Origin of the sequence: Maribacter forsetii DSM 18668, from assembly GCF_000744105.1 — a bacterium.
GTDB lineage: Bacteria > Bacteroidota > Bacteroidia > Flavobacteriales > Flavobacteriaceae > Maribacter > Maribacter forsetii.
Window position 1 is genome coordinate 3,095,830 of sequence record NZ_JQLH01000001.1, and the last position, 21,984, is coordinate 3,117,813.

At 35.2% G+C, this 21,984-nt stretch carries 19 protein-coding genes; 3 read left to right on the top strand and 16 right to left on the bottom strand.

What is annotated here, in order from left to right:
* Positions 1–89: 89 nt before the first annotated feature.
* The 6 genes from xylA to P177_RS13380 form a co-directional block, all read right to left on the bottom strand.
* Entirely contained in the window at positions 90–1,406 is a 1,317-nt protein-coding gene (xylA, locus tag P177_RS13355; RefSeq protein WP_394330706.1) for a xylose isomerase, read from the bottom strand.
* A gap of 10 nt (positions 1,407–1,416) precedes the next feature.
* Positions 1,417–2,904: a xylulokinase gene (locus tag P177_RS13360; RefSeq protein WP_036155520.1), complete on the bottom strand. Its 1,488-nt coding sequence runs from the start codon at positions 2,902–2,904 to the stop codon at positions 1,417–1,419.
* 235 nt (positions 2,905–3,139) lie between these two features.
* Positions 3,140–3,781: a response regulator transcription factor gene (locus P177_RS13365; protein ID WP_036158412.1), complete on the bottom strand. Its 642-nt coding sequence runs from the start codon at positions 3,779–3,781 to the stop codon at positions 3,140–3,142.
* A gap of 681 nt (positions 3,782–4,462) precedes the next feature.
* Entirely contained in the window at positions 4,463–6,259 is a 1,797-nt protein-coding gene (locus P177_RS13370; RefSeq protein WP_036155521.1) for a PorP/SprF family type IX secretion system membrane protein, read from the bottom strand.
* Positions 6,260–6,324: 65 nt separating this feature from the next.
* On the bottom strand, positions 6,325–7,551 hold the full coding sequence (locus P177_RS13375) for a TolB family protein (RefSeq protein ID WP_051941840.1): 1,227 nt from the start codon (positions 7,549–7,551) through the stop codon (positions 6,325–6,327).
* Between the two features lie 155 nt (positions 7,552–7,706).
* Positions 7,707–7,850, bottom strand: coding sequence for a hypothetical protein (locus P177_RS13380; protein WP_157486566.1), 144 nt, complete (start codon positions 7,848–7,850; stop codon positions 7,707–7,709).
* Between the two features lie 229 nt (positions 7,851–8,079).
* On the opposite strand from P177_RS13380, the gene P177_RS13385 reads away from it, so the two are divergent.
* On the top strand, positions 8,080–8,532 hold the full coding sequence (locus tag P177_RS13385) for a ferritin-like domain-containing protein (RefSeq protein WP_036155523.1): 453 nt from the start codon (positions 8,080–8,082) through the stop codon (positions 8,530–8,532).
* A 58-nt stretch (positions 8,533–8,590) separates the two neighbouring features.
* Here the strand turns inward: P177_RS13385 and hpf are convergent, their stop codons facing one another.
* The 5 genes from hpf to sbnA form a co-directional block, all read right to left on the bottom strand.
* Positions 8,591–8,893, bottom strand: a complete 303-nt coding sequence (gene hpf / locus P177_RS13390) for a ribosome hibernation-promoting factor, HPF/YfiA family (RefSeq protein ID WP_036155524.1) — start codon at positions 8,891–8,893, stop codon at positions 8,591–8,593.
* Positions 8,894–8,986: 93 nt separating this feature from the next.
* Positions 8,987–9,385 (bottom strand): VOC family protein, encoded by a 399-nt coding sequence (locus P177_RS13395; RefSeq protein ID WP_036155525.1) that lies wholly within the window; start codon positions 9,383–9,385, stop codon positions 8,987–8,989.
* A gap of 83 nt (positions 9,386–9,468) precedes the next feature.
* Positions 9,469–10,956 (bottom strand): type III PLP-dependent enzyme domain-containing protein, encoded by a 1,488-nt coding sequence (locus P177_RS13400; protein ID WP_245233044.1) that lies wholly within the window; start codon positions 10,954–10,956, stop codon positions 9,469–9,471.
* Positions 10,913–12,730, bottom strand: coding sequence for an FAD/NAD(P)-binding protein (locus tag P177_RS13405; protein ID WP_036155527.1), 1,818 nt, complete (start codon positions 12,728–12,730; stop codon positions 10,913–10,915). Before P177_RS13405 ends, P177_RS13400 begins: the two co-directional genes overlap by 44 nt.
* A gap of 12 nt (positions 12,731–12,742) precedes the next feature.
* The gene (sbnA, locus tag P177_RS13410; protein ID WP_036155529.1) at positions 12,743–13,747 is read right to left on the bottom strand and encodes a 2,3-diaminopropionate biosynthesis protein SbnA; all 1,005 of its coding nucleotides are present in this window, start codon (positions 13,745–13,747) and stop codon (positions 12,743–12,745) included.
* Between the two features lie 322 nt (positions 13,748–14,069).
* On the opposite strand from sbnA, the gene P177_RS13415 reads away from it, so the two are divergent.
* Positions 14,070–14,534: a (2Fe-2S)-binding protein gene (locus P177_RS13415; RefSeq protein WP_036155531.1), complete on the top strand. Its 465-nt coding sequence runs from the start codon at positions 14,070–14,072 to the stop codon at positions 14,532–14,534.
* Between the two features lie 46 nt (positions 14,535–14,580).
* Positions 14,581–16,785, top strand: a complete 2,205-nt coding sequence (locus tag P177_RS13420; RefSeq protein WP_036155532.1) for a xanthine dehydrogenase family protein molybdopterin-binding subunit — start codon at positions 14,581–14,583, stop codon at positions 16,783–16,785.
* 70 nt (positions 16,786–16,855) lie between these two features.
* Here the strand turns inward: P177_RS13420 and P177_RS13425 are convergent, their stop codons facing one another.
* The 5 genes from P177_RS13425 to P177_RS13445 all read right to left on the bottom strand — a co-directional run bounded on the left by P177_RS13425 (position 16,856) and on the right by P177_RS13445 (position 21,962).
* Positions 16,856–17,734, bottom strand: a complete 879-nt coding sequence (locus tag P177_RS13425; RefSeq protein WP_036155534.1) for a DUF6268 family outer membrane beta-barrel protein — start codon at positions 17,732–17,734, stop codon at positions 16,856–16,858.
* Between the two features lie 108 nt (positions 17,735–17,842).
* Positions 17,843–19,318 carry a malate dehydrogenase (quinone) gene (gene mqo / locus P177_RS13430; RefSeq protein WP_036155535.1) on the bottom strand — a complete coding sequence of 492 codons (1,476 nt, stop codon included), beginning with the start codon at positions 19,316–19,318 and terminating at the stop codon, positions 17,843–17,845.
* 148 nt (positions 19,319–19,466) lie between these two features.
* The gene (locus P177_RS13435) at positions 19,467–20,792 is read right to left on the bottom strand and encodes a DUF3570 domain-containing protein (RefSeq protein ID WP_036155537.1); all 1,326 of its coding nucleotides are present in this window, start codon (positions 20,790–20,792) and stop codon (positions 19,467–19,469) included.
* A gap of 22 nt (positions 20,793–20,814) precedes the next feature.
* Positions 20,815–21,027 (bottom strand): DUF4266 domain-containing protein, encoded by a 213-nt coding sequence (locus P177_RS13440; RefSeq protein WP_036155539.1) that lies wholly within the window; start codon positions 21,025–21,027, stop codon positions 20,815–20,817.
* The gene (locus P177_RS13445; protein ID WP_084684760.1) at positions 21,024–21,962 is read right to left on the bottom strand and encodes an FAD:protein FMN transferase; all 939 of its coding nucleotides are present in this window, start codon (positions 21,960–21,962) and stop codon (positions 21,024–21,026) included. The genes P177_RS13440 and P177_RS13445 overlap by 4 nt, the downstream gene beginning before the upstream one ends.
* Positions 21,963–21,984: the final 22 nt, after the last annotated feature.

The window sequence follows — 21,984 nt, forward strand, 5'->3', positions numbered from 1 at the left end:
TCCCTGAGGTATAAACCTAGGGACATTTTAATTTCTTATTAATAAATTCTAATACCCAAAAAGCTACGATACTTAAAGGGATAAAATATTTATATGTATTGATTAATGATATTCTCAAACAATTCTTGCTTACCACTCTGTAATTCCAACTCGCCATTTTCTTTGGCGATATTGTAAAGATCTTTCATATCTAATTTACCGTTTTCAAAATCTTTTCCCTTACCTGAGTCAAAAGAACTGTATCTGTTTTCACGTAACTTGTTATATGAAGATGATTCAATAATTTTATCTGCAGTGATCAAAGCTCTTGCAAAAGTATCAGCACCACCAATATGTGCGTGGAACACGTCTTCTAAGTCTGTACTGTTTCTTCTTATTTTGGCATCGAAGTTTACTCCACCACCTTGCAATCCGCTAGCTGCCAAGAATACCAACATGGCTTCTGTAGTTTCTTGAATATTGTTAGGAAATTGATCGGTATCCCAACCATTTTGATAATCTCCACGGTTCGCATCCATACTACCTAGCATACCAGCTTTAGCGGCTACTGCAATTTCATGCTGAAAAGTATGCTGCGCCAATGTTGCATGGTTTACTTCAATATTCATTTTAAAATCGTTCTCCAAACCATATTCTTTCAAGAACCCAATTGCAGTAGCACAATCAAAATCATACTGATGCTTCATTGGCTCCATAGGTTTTGGCTCAATAAAGAAATTTCCTTTGAACCCTTGGCTACGAGCATAATCTCTTGCCATAGTCAAGAACTGACCCATATGATCTACTTCACGACCTAAATCGGTATTCAACAAAGACATATAACCTTCTCTACCGCCCCAGAAAACATAATTCTCACCACCTAAAGCAATTGTAGCATCTAAAGCCAATTTAATTTGACCGCCTGCTCTTGCCAAGACGTTAAAATCAGGATTGGTAGCAGCACCGTTCATATATCTTGGGTTTGAGAAACAGTTTGCCGTACCCCAAAGTAATTTCTTACCAGATTCTTTTTGCTTTTCTTTTAAGTAGTCTGTGATCGTCGCTAATCTTTTTTCTGATTCTGCAAATGTTGACCCTTCTTGTATTAAATCGAAATCATGAAAACAGTAGTAATCAAAACCTATTTTATCAAAGAATTCAAAAGCGGCATCTGCCTTGTCTTTTGCTGCTTGTACAGCATCTGAAGATTTATCCCATTCAAAACTCTGCGTACCTGGACCAAATGGATCTGAACCTTGACCACAGAAGGTATGCCAATATGCCGTTGAAAACTTAAAGTGATCACGCATGGTTTTACCAGCCACTACTTGATCCGGATTATAGTATTTAAAGGCTAACGGATTGTCAGATTCCTTGCCCTCAAATTTAATTTTGTCTATTCCTTTAAAATATTCCTTGTTTGCCATTATGTTGATTTTATAAGTTGTTCAATATTAATTCTAATTCATTTTTCCAAGTTGCATATGCTTCTTGGTATGCCTTTTTATCTTTCTTCGGACTAAATGTCATTACGTAATCATTATCTAAAATTGCCTTACCGAATGCATCAAAATCACCTTTATAGAGATTCGCAGCTCTTGCCGCACCAATTGCACCAGTAGTATTATAAATTTCAATGTCATACCCTATTAAGGTTGCCACAGTATTCGAAAATATTTCTGAACGAAAAAGATTGTCGTTACCGGCACGCATAACATTCACTTTTATACCGTCTGACTCCATGATTTCCATTCCGTAGACAAACGAAAAAGCAATACCTTCCAATGCAGAACGACACAAATGACCTTTACCGTGATTATTTAAATTTAGGTTGAGAATTCTTGTACCTACATCTTTGCTTTTTAACATTCTTTCGGCTCCGTTACCAAACGGAATCAACGTAACACCATTTGAGCCAATTGGTACTTCATTTGCCAATGTATTCATCTCTTCATAAGATGCAACATTAAGATTATTCAATAACCATCTGTATTGAATACCCGCTCCGTTAATACAAAGTAGTTTGCCAATTCTGGCTGGTTTTCCCGGAGAATAATTTACGTGTGCAAAGTTGTTTACACGAGAGCTTTCTTTTACTGAAAGATTATCTGTTACGGCATATACGACACCAGAGGTACCACCAGTAGCCGCCACTTCACCAGGGTTAAAAACATTTAATGTCAATGCGTTATTTGGCTGATCGCCCGCTCTGTATAATATGGGTGTACCCGTTGATAATCCACTTTCCGTTGCCCCTTTTTCATTTACTTTAGATTGTACTGAAAAAGTATCTACGATATCAGGAATCATTTCTTTGTCCAATCCATACTCATCCAATACCAAATCAGCAATTGTATCTTTTTTAAAATCCCAAAAAATACCTTCTGATAAACCTGATACGGTTGTATTTACCACGCCAGATAGTTTATAGGCGATGTAATCTCCAGGTAGCATCATCTTATAAATCTGCGCGTAAATTTCAGGTTCATTTTCTTTAACCCATTTTAATTTAGAAGCTGTAAAGTTTGAAGGGGAATTTAGAAGATGTGTATCACAAGTTTCTGCACCTATTTCTTCATAGGCTGTTTGACCAATGCCTACTGCCCTACTATCACACCAAATGATAGATTTTCTTAGGGCATTTCCTTCTTTATCAATAAGCACTAGTCCGTGCATTTGATATGATATTCCGATACCTGAAATATCAGATTTACTAATATTTTCTTGTAGACATAATTTCTCGATACCGCTACAAACGTAGCGCCACCAATCTTCTGGACTTTGTTCTGCCCAGCCATTTTTTACAGCTTCCATAGACATTTCTGTCTCGGGCTCTGTAACTACTCCAACACTTTTTCCCGTTGAAGCATTTACCAAAGCAATCTTAATAGATGAACTTCCGATATCTAATCCTAAATGGTACATAAATAGTATAAATTGGTTTGCTGTAATAAGTTAAACCAAAAATAGTTACTATACCGACCATTCGATATTTGCGTCACGAAATATTATAGTTATTAGATTAATCAAAAAATCAAACCGTGTAATTTCATGGTTTTAATAACCTGATTATCAAATAATTATATTCTTAGTTATTAATTAATTATTTTCGAAAGGGTTTTCGTACTACCCTTCATATCAATACATAAGAATTCGTTTTTTAATACTGTTCTAATTGATTTTGAAGCTGCTCTAATTTTGAAAGTGCTTCAGATTTTGAATTTACATCTAGCTTCAAATAAATATTCTGAATATGAAAATTAACTGCACTGGGCGTTACAAATAACTTTTGCGCAATCATTTTATAAGTTGCTCCTTGACATAGAAAGTCAACAATCTGATTTTCTCTTTCCGAGAAAAATGCAAATGTCTTTCTATGAAAATTGCTAATGATTTTCTTAACGATATCATTGCTCATAGCGGCACCTTCTGTTTCTATACTCCGTAATGCATGTTCCAATTTATCCAAGGTCAATGGTTTTGTCAAATAACCGTTTGCTCCTTTCTTGAATGCATTTTTAATAATGTCAAAATCATTGATTTCACTAAACATTATGATTTTTACTTCCCAGTCCTTTTTCTTGAAAAGCTTAATGGCATCTACCCCATTCATATCATCTAATTCAATTTCTGAAAGTACAATATGTGGTTTGGTAAACTTGTAATCTTTAATAGCATTTTTGGCAGATGTATAGCTGCCTACTACTTCATAGCCATCAATTTCTTCGAAGTGATTTTTATAAACAGAATGTAATGAGGTATCTTTTTCTAATACAATTATTCTAATATCTAAATTTTTCATAATCTCCATAGTTTTTGAAGCTTTCATTCTAAAAAAGAACAATAGCAAAAGTTAGTTTTGAGTAATTTCAATCCTCTTTATCAGGATTAAACAACTAAACAATAGGCATGTAATATGAACCAACAGTGTATGCTATACGTTCACTTTTACATATATAATGACAAAGAATGCCCTGAAAAACAATCAAAATAGGGAGATTGTACTTCGCAATTGTTCAGTAAAAATTAAATCAAAAAACGGATTAACGCTAATGAGTCAATTCTGAAAACCTAGGCGTTTGCCAAACTTTGGATTAATGAGATTTCGGAGTTCTAAAATGATAGAAATCTTGTGAAGAAAAAAATGTGTTTTGAAACCGGAATTTAGTAGGTAAAATTCATTCATGGTTGTGGGGGGATTTGGGGTTATACAATTGGGTTTGAATCTTTTTGGTGATCGAAATATATATATTAATATAATATACCCGATGAAAACATAAGAATTTTCGTTCAAATACCAACTTTTTATAAAAAATAAGGTAATTCGTCGATAGTTAACATAAAGTTAAAACCGAGAATTACCACAATTGTAAACCAAAAAATAAAGGAGGGAACCCAGTTATCCCCCCGGACAACAACCCCTCCTTTTATTGACAATTCAAATCAACCATATAACCGTAAAGGCTTATAGATTTTTAATATGTTACTCTATACTTATATCATCATCTTCAAAAGTATTAGATGCAGTCGCCGTTGTTTCGCTTACTTGCATGATCCATTTCTCTTGATTGTATTTTCCGTTTAAATCCGTACTTGCTGCCATTTGTGCATCGTTCTTATAATCGTAGTCTGCTAAGTATACATAATACAGACCATTTTCCTTATTGTAGAATTGCTTTGGATCTAATCCTTTTTCTCGTAATTCTTTCATAAACGCATTCATATACTTCGTTTGGCTGTATACATTTGCTATTACATAGTAACCAGAGTTCATATCTATAACATCAGAATCTACCATCATCTTTACGGGCATCTGTTTAAAGTTATCTCTTGTGGATGGTAATTCTTTAAAATTCGCTCTTCTTGATGCTTTTTCAGCCGCCGCTGTTGTAGTTGTTACCGAAGTTGCTTTTGATGCTGATGCCGTTGCAAATGCATCTTCAGGTTCTGTTACAAAATCCATGGTGTCATCATTTAGATCATTTGAAGCATAAGATGTGTTTTCCTCTACACTAAAGTCTTGTAAAGAACTCTTGATTGTCGTATCAATATCATTACGTAACATTCTAACAATTAATTCGAATCGTTCTTCAAATGCTGCTATTCTTTCTACCTCTATAGAATCTTGACGTAGAATCAATTCATCTAATATAATCTTGTTCTCATAGGCTAAGCTGCTTTCTGAAACTGGAGCAGATGAGTTAGCAGTTGCCTCTTGTCTCTTACGACCAGATTTTCTTGCATTATCACGTTCTTCAATTAAATGAGCTATCTGCTCTTCATAATTGCGTACTATATTATCTATTTGATTGTCTGATGAATTATCTGCTACCGATATCGCCAAATCATCATCTTTAAATTTATAGGCTAAAGTTATTTCATGATTCCAACCTAAATTGGCATCTTCATTTGATAAGTCTTTCTCCATTAAATAACCTAGAGACATTTTCTCACTAAGGTTAAAACCAACGCCTGCCGCTACACCATACTCTTCATCTACCGTAGTTTGTAACCAGCCGTAGTTTGGCATGTCTAATAACAAGGAACCAAAGTAATACAGGCTACCATCATAATTCTGACCTACTTGCGCCATTGGCATTAGTCGGGCTTTTTCAAATAGTCCTCTTGAATGTTCAAATGAATGAGTATACTGTAACGATGCCTTTACACTCTTGGTAGACAATTCGGTTAAAAATTCGTTCGTTGTTTGATTGTATTTTAAAAGGTCTTCTGCGTACAAACCGAAATCGAACTTACCTAAAGACAAGTTCATACCTGGCTGTATGGCAATTTTACTCTCTTTACGTGCATCTGCCAATTGTGGATCGTCTTCACTCACTACAATTCTATTTTTATCCAAACCTTGATTAAAATAAGTAACGTTGGTACCAAAGGTTAAAACAGATTTCTCTCCTAATTGTACTGATGATGCGTAGTTGGCATTGAATCCAAATTCTTGCACAACGCCAGACCACTGACTGTAAACACCAATACCTACTGCGGTATTTTCGTTTAATTTGTTGCTGAACCCTAGAAAATAGTTTTGGCTATTATCATCAAAGGTTGCATATTGATTTCTATGTAGAATGTTTAAATATGATTTGTTCTCACGTACCAAAGAGAACGTTGGGTTTATAAAAAACCTGTTGAAGAATAATTGGTTGTGGTACGTACTGCTTGATCCTAAATTTGCATTGGTTTCTTGACCTTTTACTGTTTGGACAAGAGCCAATAAGAATAAAGCAATAAGAAAACTATTGATTTTATAAGGACTTTCCATAACGATTGATTTTTACGATTAAATTTGAATTTGTCTTTGAATTGGGGGAAATGAATAATGGGTGGTTATTCATCTTCAAATACAGAACTAGAATACTGTGTCTGTCTATCTGAGTTAAAGGCTTCTAAGAAGCGATCGTCTCTATCTTTATCATTTATAGGCTTATCACTTAAATTGAAAGCTACATTTTGCGTATGCTTACCTTGTGCCATTCTGTTAGACACTACATAACCAGAACCATCGCTCTGTAAAAGATTTACCGAGTACTCGTCATAAGAACTATTGATTGTATTGCCCATATTTACTGCTAGACCAACGCTACGTTGCCCAACTTCTACCATATAGACATCTAAGCCACCATAACCATCTCTACCATCTGACGCAAAAACCAAACTACCATTTGAAATAGGATTTGGAAGAACATCATTCTTCGCTGTATTTACTTTTGAACCCAAGTTTTTAGCTTGACCCAACATACCGTTTTTTTGAATTGTTGCTACATAAATATCATACTCGCCAAAAGTACCCGGCATGTTTGACGCGAAGAATAATCGACTACCGTCTGGTGATATCGCCGGATGTTTTGCCGAATAATCACCTGGGCAAACAGCCACTTCGGTAATTTTTTTCCACTCACCACCCACTTTATCGGCTTTATAAATTTTGTGTATTTCTTTCTTTTTTGAGAACAAACCTGTTGTGGGCTTTTGGTATGTTTTTTTACTATAATATGCAGTTCTTCCTCCATTTGTCAATGCTACCGGTGGTGCATACTCACCAGTAGTTTTTGTTGGGGTAGCATTGTTAGATGCAAACTCTTTAACAGAACCTTGGTCATCCCACGGTAAAAAGTTTCTTCTATTATTAGAGGTAAGTCTAGATGGCACAACTGAACGTGTCATTTTGTAATCATCTTTTACCAACTCCGTCCAATTTTCATCGGCTATTTCATTTTGTACTTCTTTACCTAATTGTGATACTGCATGGTCAAATCTTTTCTGGTAGCTCTTCTTCAATGTACCATCTTCAGAAATTTCCATAAGCCTACCGTACCAGTATAATGCATTTGCATATTTTTTGGTCAGGAAATTGGCATTGCCTAAATCTTCAAAGATTTCTGCATCAGAAAAACCAAGAGTCTTTAGTTTATTGTAGTTCTCTGTACGGTTAGTTACTTCTTCAACCTTTCTTTGTTGAAAACTTGTACTGTTGTCATTGTAGGCCAAATCTTGGCCATAGCCCATGGTTGCCATACAAGCAAACAAAAGGCTAATTTTAATTGAATTGTTCATGTTACTAGATTTTGGGGATTAATACTCCAAAGGTCTTGTAACTCATTCAATTGATTATTAATAAAAATTCATAGGTTTTTAAAAATTTAATAAACAATTAAATCGAAAAATCAATACAATTACTTTAAAATCAGATATTTATGAAAATTATTAGCTTATTTTCTAACCTGTTTATTTTTTCTTTTATCTGAAATGTAGGTATAACCTAAATATGCCAATTGTAGGCCTACCGCTGCCATTTTCAATTTTCTACTTCTTACTAATAATTTTGCTACTCCAAATAGTGGTGATAATCCCATAATCTTTTTTTTATTGTTCTCGTCCAAAATAACATTCAACCGTTTTTTAGCTTAACTCTATCCACTGAAATGGTATGTCAATAGCTCTTTAATACTATAGTATTTACTTGTTTATTCAATACAGCAAAAGTTCTATTTTTTATAACTAAGCAATGCCGTCTAATGCCTGTATCTTGCTTATAGAAAATTTGTTTAATCATAGGCGTAACCGTCTACTAAAATTTAATATATGAATACTGATATAAAGAAAATTGAAGACCATTTAAAAGACTTGGTAAGTAAAAATGAAGATGCCATTAAAGGATTTGAGAAAGCATCTGAAAATTCTAAACAAGTAGGAATTAAAAGCTACTTTGAAAAAAAAGTAGTGGACCGCATGACGTTTTTAAGAGAACTTAGAGCAGCGGTGCCAGAACTAGATTTAGGAAGAGTCGAAATTGAAGGTAGTGCAGCAGGTACTTTGCATAGAACATGGATGGATGTAAAAGCATTCTTTGCAGAAGATAATGATGAAGCCATGTTGGAAGAAGCTGTAAGAGGCGATAAAGCAGCCATAGATGATTACGACAAGGCTTTAGCTGAAACTATGATGCCACACCGTTTAAAGGAAATCATTAGAGCACAGAAAGAATTATTGCAAAATGATTTAGAAACTACTGAAATTTTAGAAACTCATATCTAAAATCATTTCCCAATAAACTTAATAGCCCTTGCAATTTGCAAGGGCTTTTTTATGCTCATTAATAAGCTTTCATTTTATCTTTTCGCTTTTTCAGCTGTCGTTCCAATTCACTGACGGACTCATTAACCGACTCCTCAAAATTTTGATTGCTGGCTTCTGCGAAAATTCTTGGACCAGGTAAGCTTAATCTAATATTGCAAATCATACCTGTTTCATCTGATGATGTGTTCTCTTGTTTTAGAAAAACATCTGCTCTAATAATATCGTCGAATTTTGTGTGTAGTTTATTTACCTTTTCTTCTATATACCCTTCTAATCTATCACTGGCAGTTACACCATCGTACTCATATATTATATCCATAATTATATTTAATTTAAAATCGAGACTGTACCCTTTAAGAGCCTAGCCTCGATACTTTAGTTTTTTTTATTTCTAATGTTCTTAAAGAATAGTCTATTTATCTACGTTGACCATCCACCCAATACCGTAGCGATCGGTACATCTTCCAAAATGTCCCCATTCTCGTTCTCTAAACTCGTGATGAATTTGTCCTCCACTAGACAAATCTTCAAATAACTGTTTCCCTTCATCTAAGCTATTGGTATCAACACTCATATTAATCTGATTTCCATTATTCAATGGTGTATCCGGTGCAGCATCGTATGCCATAAAATGCACACCTTTGCCTTTTAATTCTGCGTGTTGTAATTTTTGACGAAAAGATGACGGTACATCTATTTTCTTATCCTCGTATGTTTGTTTGTTTTTAATATCTGCATCGAATAGGTTTCCGTAGAAGTTCAATGCTTCTTGACAATTGCCGTTGAAGGCTAAATATGCTTGTGTTTTCATGATAATTTGTTTTTATACAATTTACCTAATACCCAATATTCGCTTTGTCTTTAAACGCTTAGTTATTGATGCATTTAATAATACTATTCTAGCATGATTTTATTATCATCTATAAACTGAAAGAACGATAATTTTTCATTGGACCCGGTAAAAATTAAATTGGTAGTCAATTCAAAAAGATGTGCTTCCGTTTCAAAAAAGTGCATCATATAACCTGCCGTATTTACAAAGGCTACATACTCCCCTATTGCCGGCAATCTTGGTAGGGTTATTTTTCGTTTCAACAATACGTCTCTTTCCAAACAATAAGCTCCTGTAAAATATACATCTACATGTTCATTTCCTTCAATTTCAGAATTATAGAGCATAAATGGATCTAATAGAAAATCTGCGCTAGAGCTCATCATCTGGCTCATATTCATTTCTAGACCTACCAACCATTGTCCTCTTGCATCTTTTTTTCTGTGGATGACTTTAGCTATCGTCATACCTACTTGATCCAATAAAGAACGACCAGGTTCAATGCGTATTTCTATATCATTTTTGAGCAATAAAGATGCTACCGATAATCTGGATACATCATCCGTAAAATCCAGTACTTCTCTTATAAAGGAACCTTTATTTATTTTATTGAAGTACGGGTAGGTATTGAGCTTTCCGTTTAACTTACCATCTTCCAATCTAAAGCCTAATCCGTTATGATTGAACGTAATATCATTGTTCTGATTTAATACTACGTCCTTTAATTTTTCATTGAAATTGGTCCACTCTTCCTCATCCTCTAAATAATTCATTAAAATACCGCCACCTATATCAATAAAGGAAATAGGATATCCTTTTTCCTTTAAAGCTGATACAATATGAATGCTAACAATTAAACTGAGACTTCGTTGATGTGTAGAATAACTATCTAAATGAAAATGCAGTCCGGTTACTTCTAATAAATCAAAAGTTTTACCGTCACCTACGTAAGAAGCAATAAAACCTACCACCTCATCTACATCAAATCCAAAACGACTATAAAGTTTCTCACCGTCTACTTCAAATCCGCTAATTCTAAAGCCAACATTTGCCTTTTTATTCAATTTAGCGGCTACAGTTTGGGTCAATCTACATTCATCTTCATTATCTAAAATAATAGGTACTCCATTATTTATTGCCAGTTCTATCTGTGCTTCGGTCTTTATGGCTGCAGTCAGTACTAAATTTTCAGCATTTCCGCCCAATGCCAGAGACTGTTCCAATTCTTTAAAACTAGCGGTATCTACACCTATACCAGATACAAATGCCTGTTTTACCAAACCTTTGGATTTATTCGCTTTTCTGGCATAAAAAATTCTATATTTCAATCCGTAAGATTGAAAAACCTGCTGATAGTTTTCACAATTTTTATTGAAAGATGGTAAGTGATGTATATTTATCGGAGAACCATATCTTTCCACCAAACCTCTAACAACCGCTTGGTCATTAAATAGTTCATGCATCCAGTCAGAAGTTTTTGGGGTTAATTGATATTCAGGTTTTCCCTTAAAATACATGTTCTTGTCTTTTATAATTTTCAATTCTTTCATCTTTCTCTTTAATTGCTCCACAAACATATTTTGCCCAAACCGATGCAAAATCGTTTCGGGTTCTTGACAGGGTATCATTGTCAAAGGTTATGCCTTCTGTAGGTGTTCCATAAAATGAAATATCATGGTTGACATGACCATTAACGTCTATAGCATTTCCGGCTTTATTAATTTCTATACAACCTGGTTTATAACTAGTCTTTGATTTATTTTCGAATTCACGAATTAGTCCATTTTTCAATAAATTCTGATAAAGTTCATTTTTAAACCCGCCTTCCTTTGCCCTAGAAATCGTAGCATTTACAAAATAATTTATCTCCGTTCTCTGTCCGTTTTCCATATATAGACTAAAATTACTATCGAAATCGTCTATTGAAATAGTTGCGGATTTAGCATAAGTAAAATCTAAAAACCCAGCTTTACACAGGGCTAACATTTTTTGCACGTTCTTTACTGGCGGACCGTAAGATAGGCGGTTGAACAAGCCGAAATAATACGAATCAAACTCCCTGTGCGAAACCGCATCTAAACCTCCGAAACTGTAGAGCTCATTGAAAATAGGACTGATTTTACGCCATGTGGCAACAGCTGACATGAGCGGACTTTTTTCTTCTCCATTTTTAACCTCATCAATCAAATACTGCATGTAATTTTGTATTTCATCAGTTGATAAGACAGACTTCTCTTTAAACGGATTTACTATAGTTTCCCAATTGAAAACAGGAGCGTCTGGATAGTCCTCATGAAAATATTTCACCTGTTTCTCAATTACCGTAAAATCTTCATCGAAATAGAATTGATGACCGTAATTATTAAAAAGTACATTGTAGTAGGCAAAATAAAATTCATTTTTGATTAAAGGCAGCAGCGAACAATTGAAACTAATAGACCTATCTTGTTTTAATTCTGCTATAATCTCTTTGGTAAAAAAATGTAATTCAGTTTCTGACATAGGTGAACCATTTCTGGGTATCATAGGTAAACCTGTTCTTGAAAATGGGTATATTTTATGAGGCTCTCTCCCTGAAGAAACATATTTTAAATCGCCGATATCATTTTTTTCAAAATTCCCCCCTCTGCCTTCTGTCAAAGCCAAAATTGCATCTATTGCCGTTAAACCGAAACCTTTTATTGCTACCAAAGATGGTGAAGAGATATGCTTTAATTTTTCATTGGTAGGATAAATAAAATCAATCTTATTATCTGAAATATCACTTTGGTTTTTTTGAGTCTTAAAAGAATGGTGACCTGTTGTAAATAGGACTTTATTACAAACAACAGCTTCTTGCGCGCCCCTTTTCCCCTCCGTATAAAATACCTGATATTTATGATTCTTTTTTATCATATTGGTTACCGTACCAATATGCGTAATCACCTTTATATTCTTTGGTAACTGCTCTAATAGCAATCTATAACAATCCACTAAATAACTTCCTACCACTGCTCTTGGAGCATATTTCCCTGGAGCCGCATTGGTGTGGCCCTTTGCCGTCAACCATGTTATAAAGTCTGGTGTAGCACTAGCAATTGAAAAAGGTTCCTGCAATACCCAACTGTTGATATTACGGTTGGCGTAATTCATTATTAAATATTCCGGCTGATCTGTTCTATATACATCACCAGATGCCACAAATTCGGTAGTATTGAAAATATGAATTTGTATATCGTTTAAAATATCAGCTTCATTTAAATAAGCTATCAATCTTTCAAAACCATAAAATCCCTTAGGTCCAAAACCTATAATACCAACTTTATATAAGTTATTATCATTCATAAATTATGCTACCTACCACCCTCCTAACGGAGTAAATGCGTTTTTACTTTCTGGCAATTCTTTCAACAACCAATCTCTATTGTAAATAGTATCTAAATAACGCTCACCGCGATCACATAAAAACAAGGCACAATTACTACCTGCTTCTATTTTTTTGCTATACTTTTTAACGGCACTGATCATACCGCCAGATGAACCTCCACATAAAATAGATTCGGTTTCTAACAACGACCAACACCCTCTTGCGCAGTCAACATCATCTACATAAACATGATCATGAATCTTATTAGTATCTAAAAATTGGGAAGGTACGCCTGCCCCATGCCCCGGAATTAATCGCTTTAATGGTGGACCACCAAATAAAACACTACCAACGGCATCTACTGCAATTATCTTAGTGTTTAGGTTGTTTTCTTTAATATAATCTGCACAGCCCATCAATGTTCCACAGGTACTTGTAGCCACAAATAAGTAATCTAATTCTCCTTCCAAAGAATCCATGATCTCTGTCATGGTTTTATGATGGGTTAACGGGTTGTCTTTATTGCCATACTGGTTAGACCAAAAGCTATTAGGAATACTTATCAATAAATATTGAACTCGCTCTAATCTTGCCGCTAGAAAACCACCATTCTCTTTTGGCTCTGTAACTTTTTCTATACGAGCACCATATGTTCTTAGAATTTTCTCTGTGTGTAAATTTAATTTTGGATCCACAACTACAATCAATTTAAGACCATAGTATAAACATGCCTGAGCCAAACCTACCGCCATATTTCCTGAACTTGATTCTATAACCGTATCTCCCTTTTTTATTCTACCATCTGCAAGTGCTTGTTGTAATATAAAAAGGGAAGTTCTGTCTTTAATACTTCCGGCCGGGTTAGCCGCTTCAAGCTTACCAAAAAGGTTGAATGTACTTTGCTTGAATATTTTATTTAATTGTACCAAAGGAGTATTACCTACGGTGCTTATAATAGATTCAGAAACCGTGTCCGAAATATTTTGAGTTATCATATATAATCAATTAATATCCAAGCAGAAAACAAGGATTATCCATATTGATAAAAATACTTTCACGGGTAATCTTAGAATAGCACAATTCAAAAATTAAATAACTCTTTCGGTTTTAAGTCAAAAATGTAAATCGAAAGCGACATTTTTAAATGAACATACATCAAAATATAGCGTGTATTAGTTTTCTGAATGTTACAGACCTCTTTATATTTCGATAGTATTCACATTTAAAATAGAACTTAAAGATTATTTGTTCTTAAATTATCCACTTTTATCTAAAAAATACCTAATTTCAAAGAACTCAAACAAATAGGAAAAACGAATGGCAAATTTCAGTTTAAAAGTTAATGGAGAAACCAAAGAAGTAGATGTAGATCCCACTACACCAATGCTTTGGGTATTACGAGATCATTTAAAATTGGTAGGTACAAAATTTGGTTGTGGTATTGCCCAATGTGGTGCATGTACCGTTCATTTAGGCGATAATGCCGTGCGCTCTTGCCAGCTACCAGTTTCTGCCGTTGGGGAACAATCCATCACAACTATTGAGGGTCTTTCTGAAAACGGAGATCATCTGGTTCAAAAGGCTTGGTTAGAAGAAGATGTGTACCAATGCGGTTACTGCCAGGCAGGTCAGATTATGAATGCCAGTGCGTTTTTAAAACGAAATCCTAATCCTACAGATACTGAAATTGAAGATGCTATGAACGGTAATATCTGTCGTTGTGGTACTTATACGCGAATCAAAAAAGCAATTAAAAATGCTTCAAGTATTTCTAACGCGTAATTATAACCCCACAATGTTGGGATTTTAACCTTCAAAAAACAAACAGATGACACTTATTAAAACAACATATAATAGACGTTCTTTCTTAAAAAGCGGTACGCTTGCCGGTGGTGGTATGATTTTAGGATTTAGTTGGCTAGCATCTTGTAAACCTACCCCAGAACAAGTTAGTAACATACCAAAAGAATGGTTTGATATCAACAGCTTTCTTAAAATTGGCGACAACGGTATGGTGACTATTATGTCGCCTAACCCAGAAATAGGACAAAATGTAAAGACCTCTATGCCCATGATCGTGGCAGATGAACTTGGTGTGGATTGGAAAAATGTAATTGTAGAGCAAGCCCCTTTGAATACCGATATTTTTCAAAGACAATTGGCAGGTGGTAGTCAATCTATCCGTGTTGGTTGGTCTGGATTAAGAATGGCAGGTGCTACTGCTAGACATATGTTAGTTGCCGCAGCTGCAGACGCATGGCAGGTTGATGCTTCTGAAATTACGGTTGATGCAGGTGTTATAACTCATACCGCATCAAACAACTCAGCCGGATTTGGTGATATGGCTTCTAAAGCAGCTACGATGACCGTACCTGAAGAGGTGAAACTTAAAGAAACAAATGATTTTGATATCATAGGTACCGATAGACGAAATGTTGATGGTCCAAATATTGTTACCGGGAAACCTTTATTCGGTATTGATATTCAAGAAGAAGGAATGATGATCGCCATGATCGTTCACCCACCTGGGTTTGGCATGACCTATAAATCAATGAATGCCGATGCTGTAAAATCTATGCCAGGTATTAAAGATGTTTTCCCAATTGATGCGTATAAAGATGATACAGAGAAACAATGGTCTGATGCTGGTGCCATTAATAAGCTTGTAGCTATTGTTGGTGAATCTACTTGGCAATGTATGCAGGCTAAAAAGGCATTGAATGTGGAATGGGAAGAATCTTCTGCTTTAGAAAGTACAGAAGGACATGATGAAGCATTGACTAAACTATTGAACACGTCCGCAAAACAGCCTGCTCGTAAAGATGGTAATGTAGCTAGTGCATTTAAAAAAGCGGATAAGGTTATAGAGCGTACGTACAGTGCTCCTTTTTTAGCGCACAATACCATGGAACCAATGAACTTTTATGCAGATGTTACCGCTGAAAGGGCTTTGTTCAACGGACCTATACAAACTCCTGAGTTTTTAGAAAAGACACTGGCTTCTAGACTAGGAATGCCAGTTGAAAAAATTGATATTAAAATGAGCCGTATGGGTGGCGGATTTGGTCGTCGTCTGTATGGAACTTTCGGTGTGGAAGCTGCAGTAATTTCCCAACAGATGAAAGCACCTATAAAATTGGTGTATACGCGTGAAGATGATATGACCCAAGGTACCTACCGTCCAACATATAAAGTAAAATATAAAGCAGGTTTAGACAAAGAAGGTAATTTAATTGCATGGCACGTAAAAGGTGCTGGATCTAATGATGATTTACTTTTTGAAAATAGATTTCCGGCAGGTGCCGTCGATAACTACCTAGCTGAAAAATTCAGTTTAGAAACAAATGTAACCACAGGTGCTTGGCGTGCGCCACGCTCTAACTTTGTTGCCGGTGCCGAACAAGCATTTTTAGACGAAGTTGCCGAAGCTGCGGGTAAAGACCCCATAGAGTTTAGATTGAATTTATTTGACAGGGCGATTAAAGATCCTGTTGGCGAACCTGAAAAGAACGACTACGATCCTGTACGTTATGCGGGTGTACTTAAGTTAGTAAGAGATAAAGCTGGTTGGGATGGAAATCAAAAGAACGGTACCGCCAGAGGTGTTTCAGCTTACTACTGCCACAACTCTTACGTTGCGCAAGTTTTAGACATGTCTAGCGATACAAAGTCACCAACGGTTAATAAAGTATGGTGTGCCGTAGATTGCGGAATTGTCATTAACCCAATGGCTGCAAAAAATCAAATTGAAGGCGGAATCATTGATGGTATAGGTCACGCTACGTATAGTGAGATGACTTTTGAAGATGGTAAACCTCAACATAAGAATTTTGATACGTATCGCTTAATACGACATAAAGAAGCACCAAAAGAAATTGAAAGCTTTTTTGTGGATAATGGAATAGACCCTACCGGGTTAGGAGAACCTTCTTTACCACCTATAATTGGAGCTTTAGCAAACGCCCTATACAAAGCAACAGGTCAAAGACATTATAATCAACCATTTATTACTGAAAAATCAGTAATTGGCTAACGCCCTTATGCTATTGTAAACGAAAACGCCGAAATCTAAGATTTCGGCGTTTTTATTTTCCATTAGTTAATTATATCTTGAACCTTAGCACTGCTCTTAAATAACTTCTAGAATCATTATCTATAGTAAGTAAGGTGTTGTTGCTACCGTCTTTTAATTTATTATTTAGACTAAAATTATAGGCAGCACGTAAGTCTAATTGTAAATGATCCGTAAAATGATACTCATACTGTAGACCACCATTAATTAAGGACATATTTATTATTTCTGCATATTCGTTGCCATTTACCAATGCACCATTTTGTAAATTAGAAGTGAAACCATCTAATTGTCCAAATAATTTAAACCGGTGTTTATCTGATAAATGATACTGTAAATTTGACTTTGGGATACCAATATTAAAAGACCAATCTGGTCTAAAATTTTTATAATAGCTAATGAAAGGCAATGGAAATACATAGCCCCTATTTTGTGAATAAGATAATCCGACAATTAAACGAGATGGCTTATCTATTTCAGTTTCAAACTTTTTTATAAATACAACATCTCCTGAAAAAACCAAGTCATGGGCATTTAAACTTTTAGCAGTAAGGTTAGTACTAATGCCTGGTTGAAAACGTACACCTAGGCGCCAATCATTTTTTAACGGTTTTGTAAAACCAATGGTGAAGTCTAGAATTTTAAAATCATTTAATAACTCCCTATCAAAAGGAAGCTCATCATCTTTAAAGCGAAGATGAACGTTGCTATAATCAACTCCTAAAAATAAATACTGCCCTTCTTTCTTAAGTTTTACTGGGTAATTGACAAGAAATCTTGATCGCGTATATTCTACATCTGACCCTTTATTAGGAATAAATGTAAAATCTAAACGAGCCAAATCACTTAATTGCGCTTGTGCCGTAAAGCTAGTTATGAAAAGAAAAAATAATAAGAAATTAAACCGCATTTTCTATTTGAAGTATCTGCTCTGAATAATGATAATGCAAGTACTATCTTTTTATTGTGTTGACTTAGTGCTATTAAGCATAAAACTATCTTAAATAAAATAAGGTGTCTACAATTCTAAAACCTGGGTTACGCTTTCAAGCTGAGCATCAAACAATTCTTTGGTAACTTCTTTTTTATAAAAAGGCACCATTTTATTCAATTGTTCTTTTCCTTTTTCAGATGTTGTTAATTCTGGAAATGCCTTTTCAAGTACATCTAACATAATCTTCACCGATGTAGATGCACCTGGCGATGCCCCCAACAAACACGTAATTCTACCATCTTTACTGCTTATTAGCTGTGTACCAAATTCTAATGAGCCACCTTCAAACTCATCTTTCTTTATGGTCTGCACACGCTGCCCGGCAACCATAATTTCCCAATCTTCATTTTTGGCATCTTTAAGAAATACTCTTAACGAATCCATTCTATCTTCAAAGCTCATAGCTACTTGTTCTACCAAATATTTTGTTAGCGGTAAATTGTGCCAAAACACACCCCACATTGATGGTATATTATCAAAATTGATAGATTTCAATAAATCTAAATACGAGCCTTCCTTTAAAAACTTAGGACTAAAACCTGCAAACGGACCAAATAACAATTCTCTTTTACCGTTGATAAACCGTGTATCTAAATGAGGAACCGACATTGGTGGATCTCCAATACCTGCTTTGCTATACACTTTGGCATTATGCTGATTAATTATATCTGGATTTTTACATACCAACCACTCCCCGCTTACCGGGAAACCACCATAACCATCCTTTTCTTCAATCTCTACTTTTTGCAATAATAACAAACTACCGCCGCCAGCACCTATAAAAACATGTTCGGCATCTACCGTATTCTTAGCACCTGTGTTCAGATTTTCCATTTTTACCAACCAGTCTACATCATGATCGGGATCAATATCTTCTACTTCGGTATTGAACAATACTTTAGTATCATATTGTTTTTCTAGTATATCGAATAATTGGGCTGTTAAGGAACCATAATTCATTTCTGTTCCTCTATTAATTCTAGAAGCCGCCATAACCTCATCTTCGGTTCTATTGTGCATCATCAACGGAAACCACTGCTGCATCTTTTCAACTGCTCTTGTAAACTCTATGGTATTGAACATAAAATGCTCTTTAAAAGCTTTGAATCTATTTTCAAGGTAGTCGGCATTATCTTTCCCTTTTACCCAGCTGTGATGTGGTACCGGAGTAATAAATGATTTTGGATCCTTAATAAGTCCTTCTGCTACCAAAAAAGACCAATATTGTTTAGAGGTTTCAAATTGCGTACAAATGTCTATTGCCTTTTTAATATTGACATGACCATCTTCATCTTCTGGTGTATAATTAAGTTCACATAAGGCAGAATGACCTGTGCCGGCATTGTTCCAAGCTGCAGAACTTTCTTGAGCTACTTTATCTAATCGTTCAACGATCAGCACATTAAGATCTGGCTTTAACTGTTTTACCAATAATGCCAGCGTAGCACTCATGATACCCGCACCTACACAAATAAGGTCATATTCTTTTCTCAATTCCATCAAAATCAAATTTTATTACAGCTTTATACGCTTGAAAAGTTAACTATTTCTTTTGGTTAATTCTGAACGAACCAGAAATTAAAACCATATCATAAAAACAAAAAGCTGGTCTATAGACCAGCTTTTTGTATATCAATCATCATATATTTTAATCCATCACAAACTTAAATCCCGCGGTGATAATACTAGAACTAAAGGTTGTATCCCTATCATATTTATAAAACTTCAAATCAATACTTTTAAGTCCCAATTTCCAGATATGCATTTTCGTAAAAATATCTGTGTAAGAAACGCCCATACCAAATTGGTTTGCCGAATATTTTGACAAATCATAATCTGAGGTATAAAACGTATCTGTAGAAAGTGCTTCTTCATAACCAAAGAAATAATCTGCCGCCGTTTGTTGGTAATATCGATACGAGGGATAAACCGTAAACTTACCTGTAAGCTTAATAGGCACCTCTAAACTTGCTGTATGGGAGTTTATACCCCAATCATCATAGTAATACCTATAGAAGCTCCTTACAACCACCGTTTCATTAATATACCAGTTTAAACGACCGCCGGCAGCAACCTTAAATCTGGTATCCGGTAATTGCTCTATGGCATCTGCCAATTGAAAATTATCTATAAACGAATCTGCGACATCGCTGAAATAAACCCTTTGAAAAGGTGTGGACAACAAACCTTCTTGCTGAATAAGATCTAACGCTAATGAACCTTGTAGATTCTTGCTTAAAATTTGAGAAAAACCGAACCCCACGGAATAAGAATTTCTTGTTTCATCAGAAAATTCATTGAATATGGGGCTGTAATTGGTATTACCCGTAATTGTATTATTACTAAATAGTCCGTTCGCTAAACCATTTGCTCCACTTGCAAAAGGTCTCAATTCAGTAGGATAAATTGCCGTCCAGCTATCTAAATAGACATTAGCATTTACACTAACCTCCGTATTCTTTTCATTAAATAACTTTGTTAATCCACCACCGAAACCTAAAGAAAAATAATCGTATTCTGATGATACGGATAGTTTACCAGAAATTATCGTATTTCTATCATCAGAGCTATGACTATACGAACCTGTAAGATTTGTCCATGTATCTGAACTAGAAGCGCCAGAACTTGCTACAAACGGATCTGCAGGATCACTACCATCAAAAGGACCAATATTACTTGAAGAAGCCGAGGTATATGCTGAAACACCGGCATCTATGGTAAGAACATCGTCATCGTTTAAAGGAATAGACACTATTAAAGTACCTGTAAAATCTGTCAACTCTTCCGTACCCAAACCACCACTTACAGCAGCATTGTCCCCATCTTGGGAATAGTAACTTGTTAAGAAATCTACCTCAGTAGTTTCTAAAACACGCTTTTTGTATGTTTTTACAGAATCTTGAGTTTGCTGAGCATAATTCATGGTGAACACGAATAAAGCCGCTAAAGAAACTGTTATTTTAAATATCTTCATTTTACAAAAATTATATGCTATACTAATTACAGCCGCAGCCACCACCAGTTTTACCTCCGTTTGCACCTGCTGCAGCTTCTCTGTAAGAATGAGCAGTGGTTAAATTCCGGTCTACCTTTTTATCCTGCAAAACCATATCTGGATCATTAATATTAATTTTTTCGTACTCCTTCAACACGGTACAGCTAGTAAAAGAAGCTGCTATCAATGCAAAAATTAAAATCTTCTTCATCATGATTTTTCTATTTCTATATTCTTTGATGTGATAATATTTCCTTTATCATCTATAATAATACATTCCACTTGTGGTAATTGTTCTATTCTATTTAAGCCGACTTCTTTACCCATAACAAATACCGATGTTGCCAAGGCATCTGCTAATTCTGCTTTGGGAGCAAATACGGTAACACTAATAATACCCGTTGCAGGATAACCACTTCTAGGATCAATTATGTGGGTATAACGAATATTATTAAAATTCACATACTTCTCGTAATTGCCAGATGTTACTACTGCCCCATTTTGTATTGGCAATAGTGCAAAAACCTTATTCTTATTCATAGGGTTGGTTATGGCAACTTTCCACTCTTTACCATTGGGCTGTTTTCCCCAAGTATTCATGTCACCTGATGCATTTATGATACCAGCAACAACGCCTTTAGATTTCAATAGCTCTTTTGCCTTATCCGCGGCATACCCTTTACCAATAGCTCCGAAACCAATTTTCATTCCTGCTAACTTCAGAAAAACGGTATGGTTCTCTTTATCTAAAATGATATTGTGATAACCCACTTTGGCAACAGATGCCTTAATGGACTCTTCTGATGGCATAACGGTCATGCTACCATCAAACTTCCAAATTTTATCCATAGAGGCATAACTAATATCAAAAGCCCCATCTGTCAGTTTAGAAATACCTATTCCCCGTTGTATTAAATTGAATAATTCTATATCAACTTGCACTGGCTTAATGCCAGCATTTCTATTAATTTTTGATGTCTGTGAGTTTGAATCCCAAGAAGAAATCAACTTTTCTATTCTTGTTATTTCACTGATAGCCATGTCAATATACACATCGCCTTCAACAGGATCTTTAGCCACTACGGTAATATCAAAACGGCTGCCCATTAATTTAAGGGTACGCTTATAGGGCTCCTGAGCATACAGCATACCAACAGAAAAAAATAATACT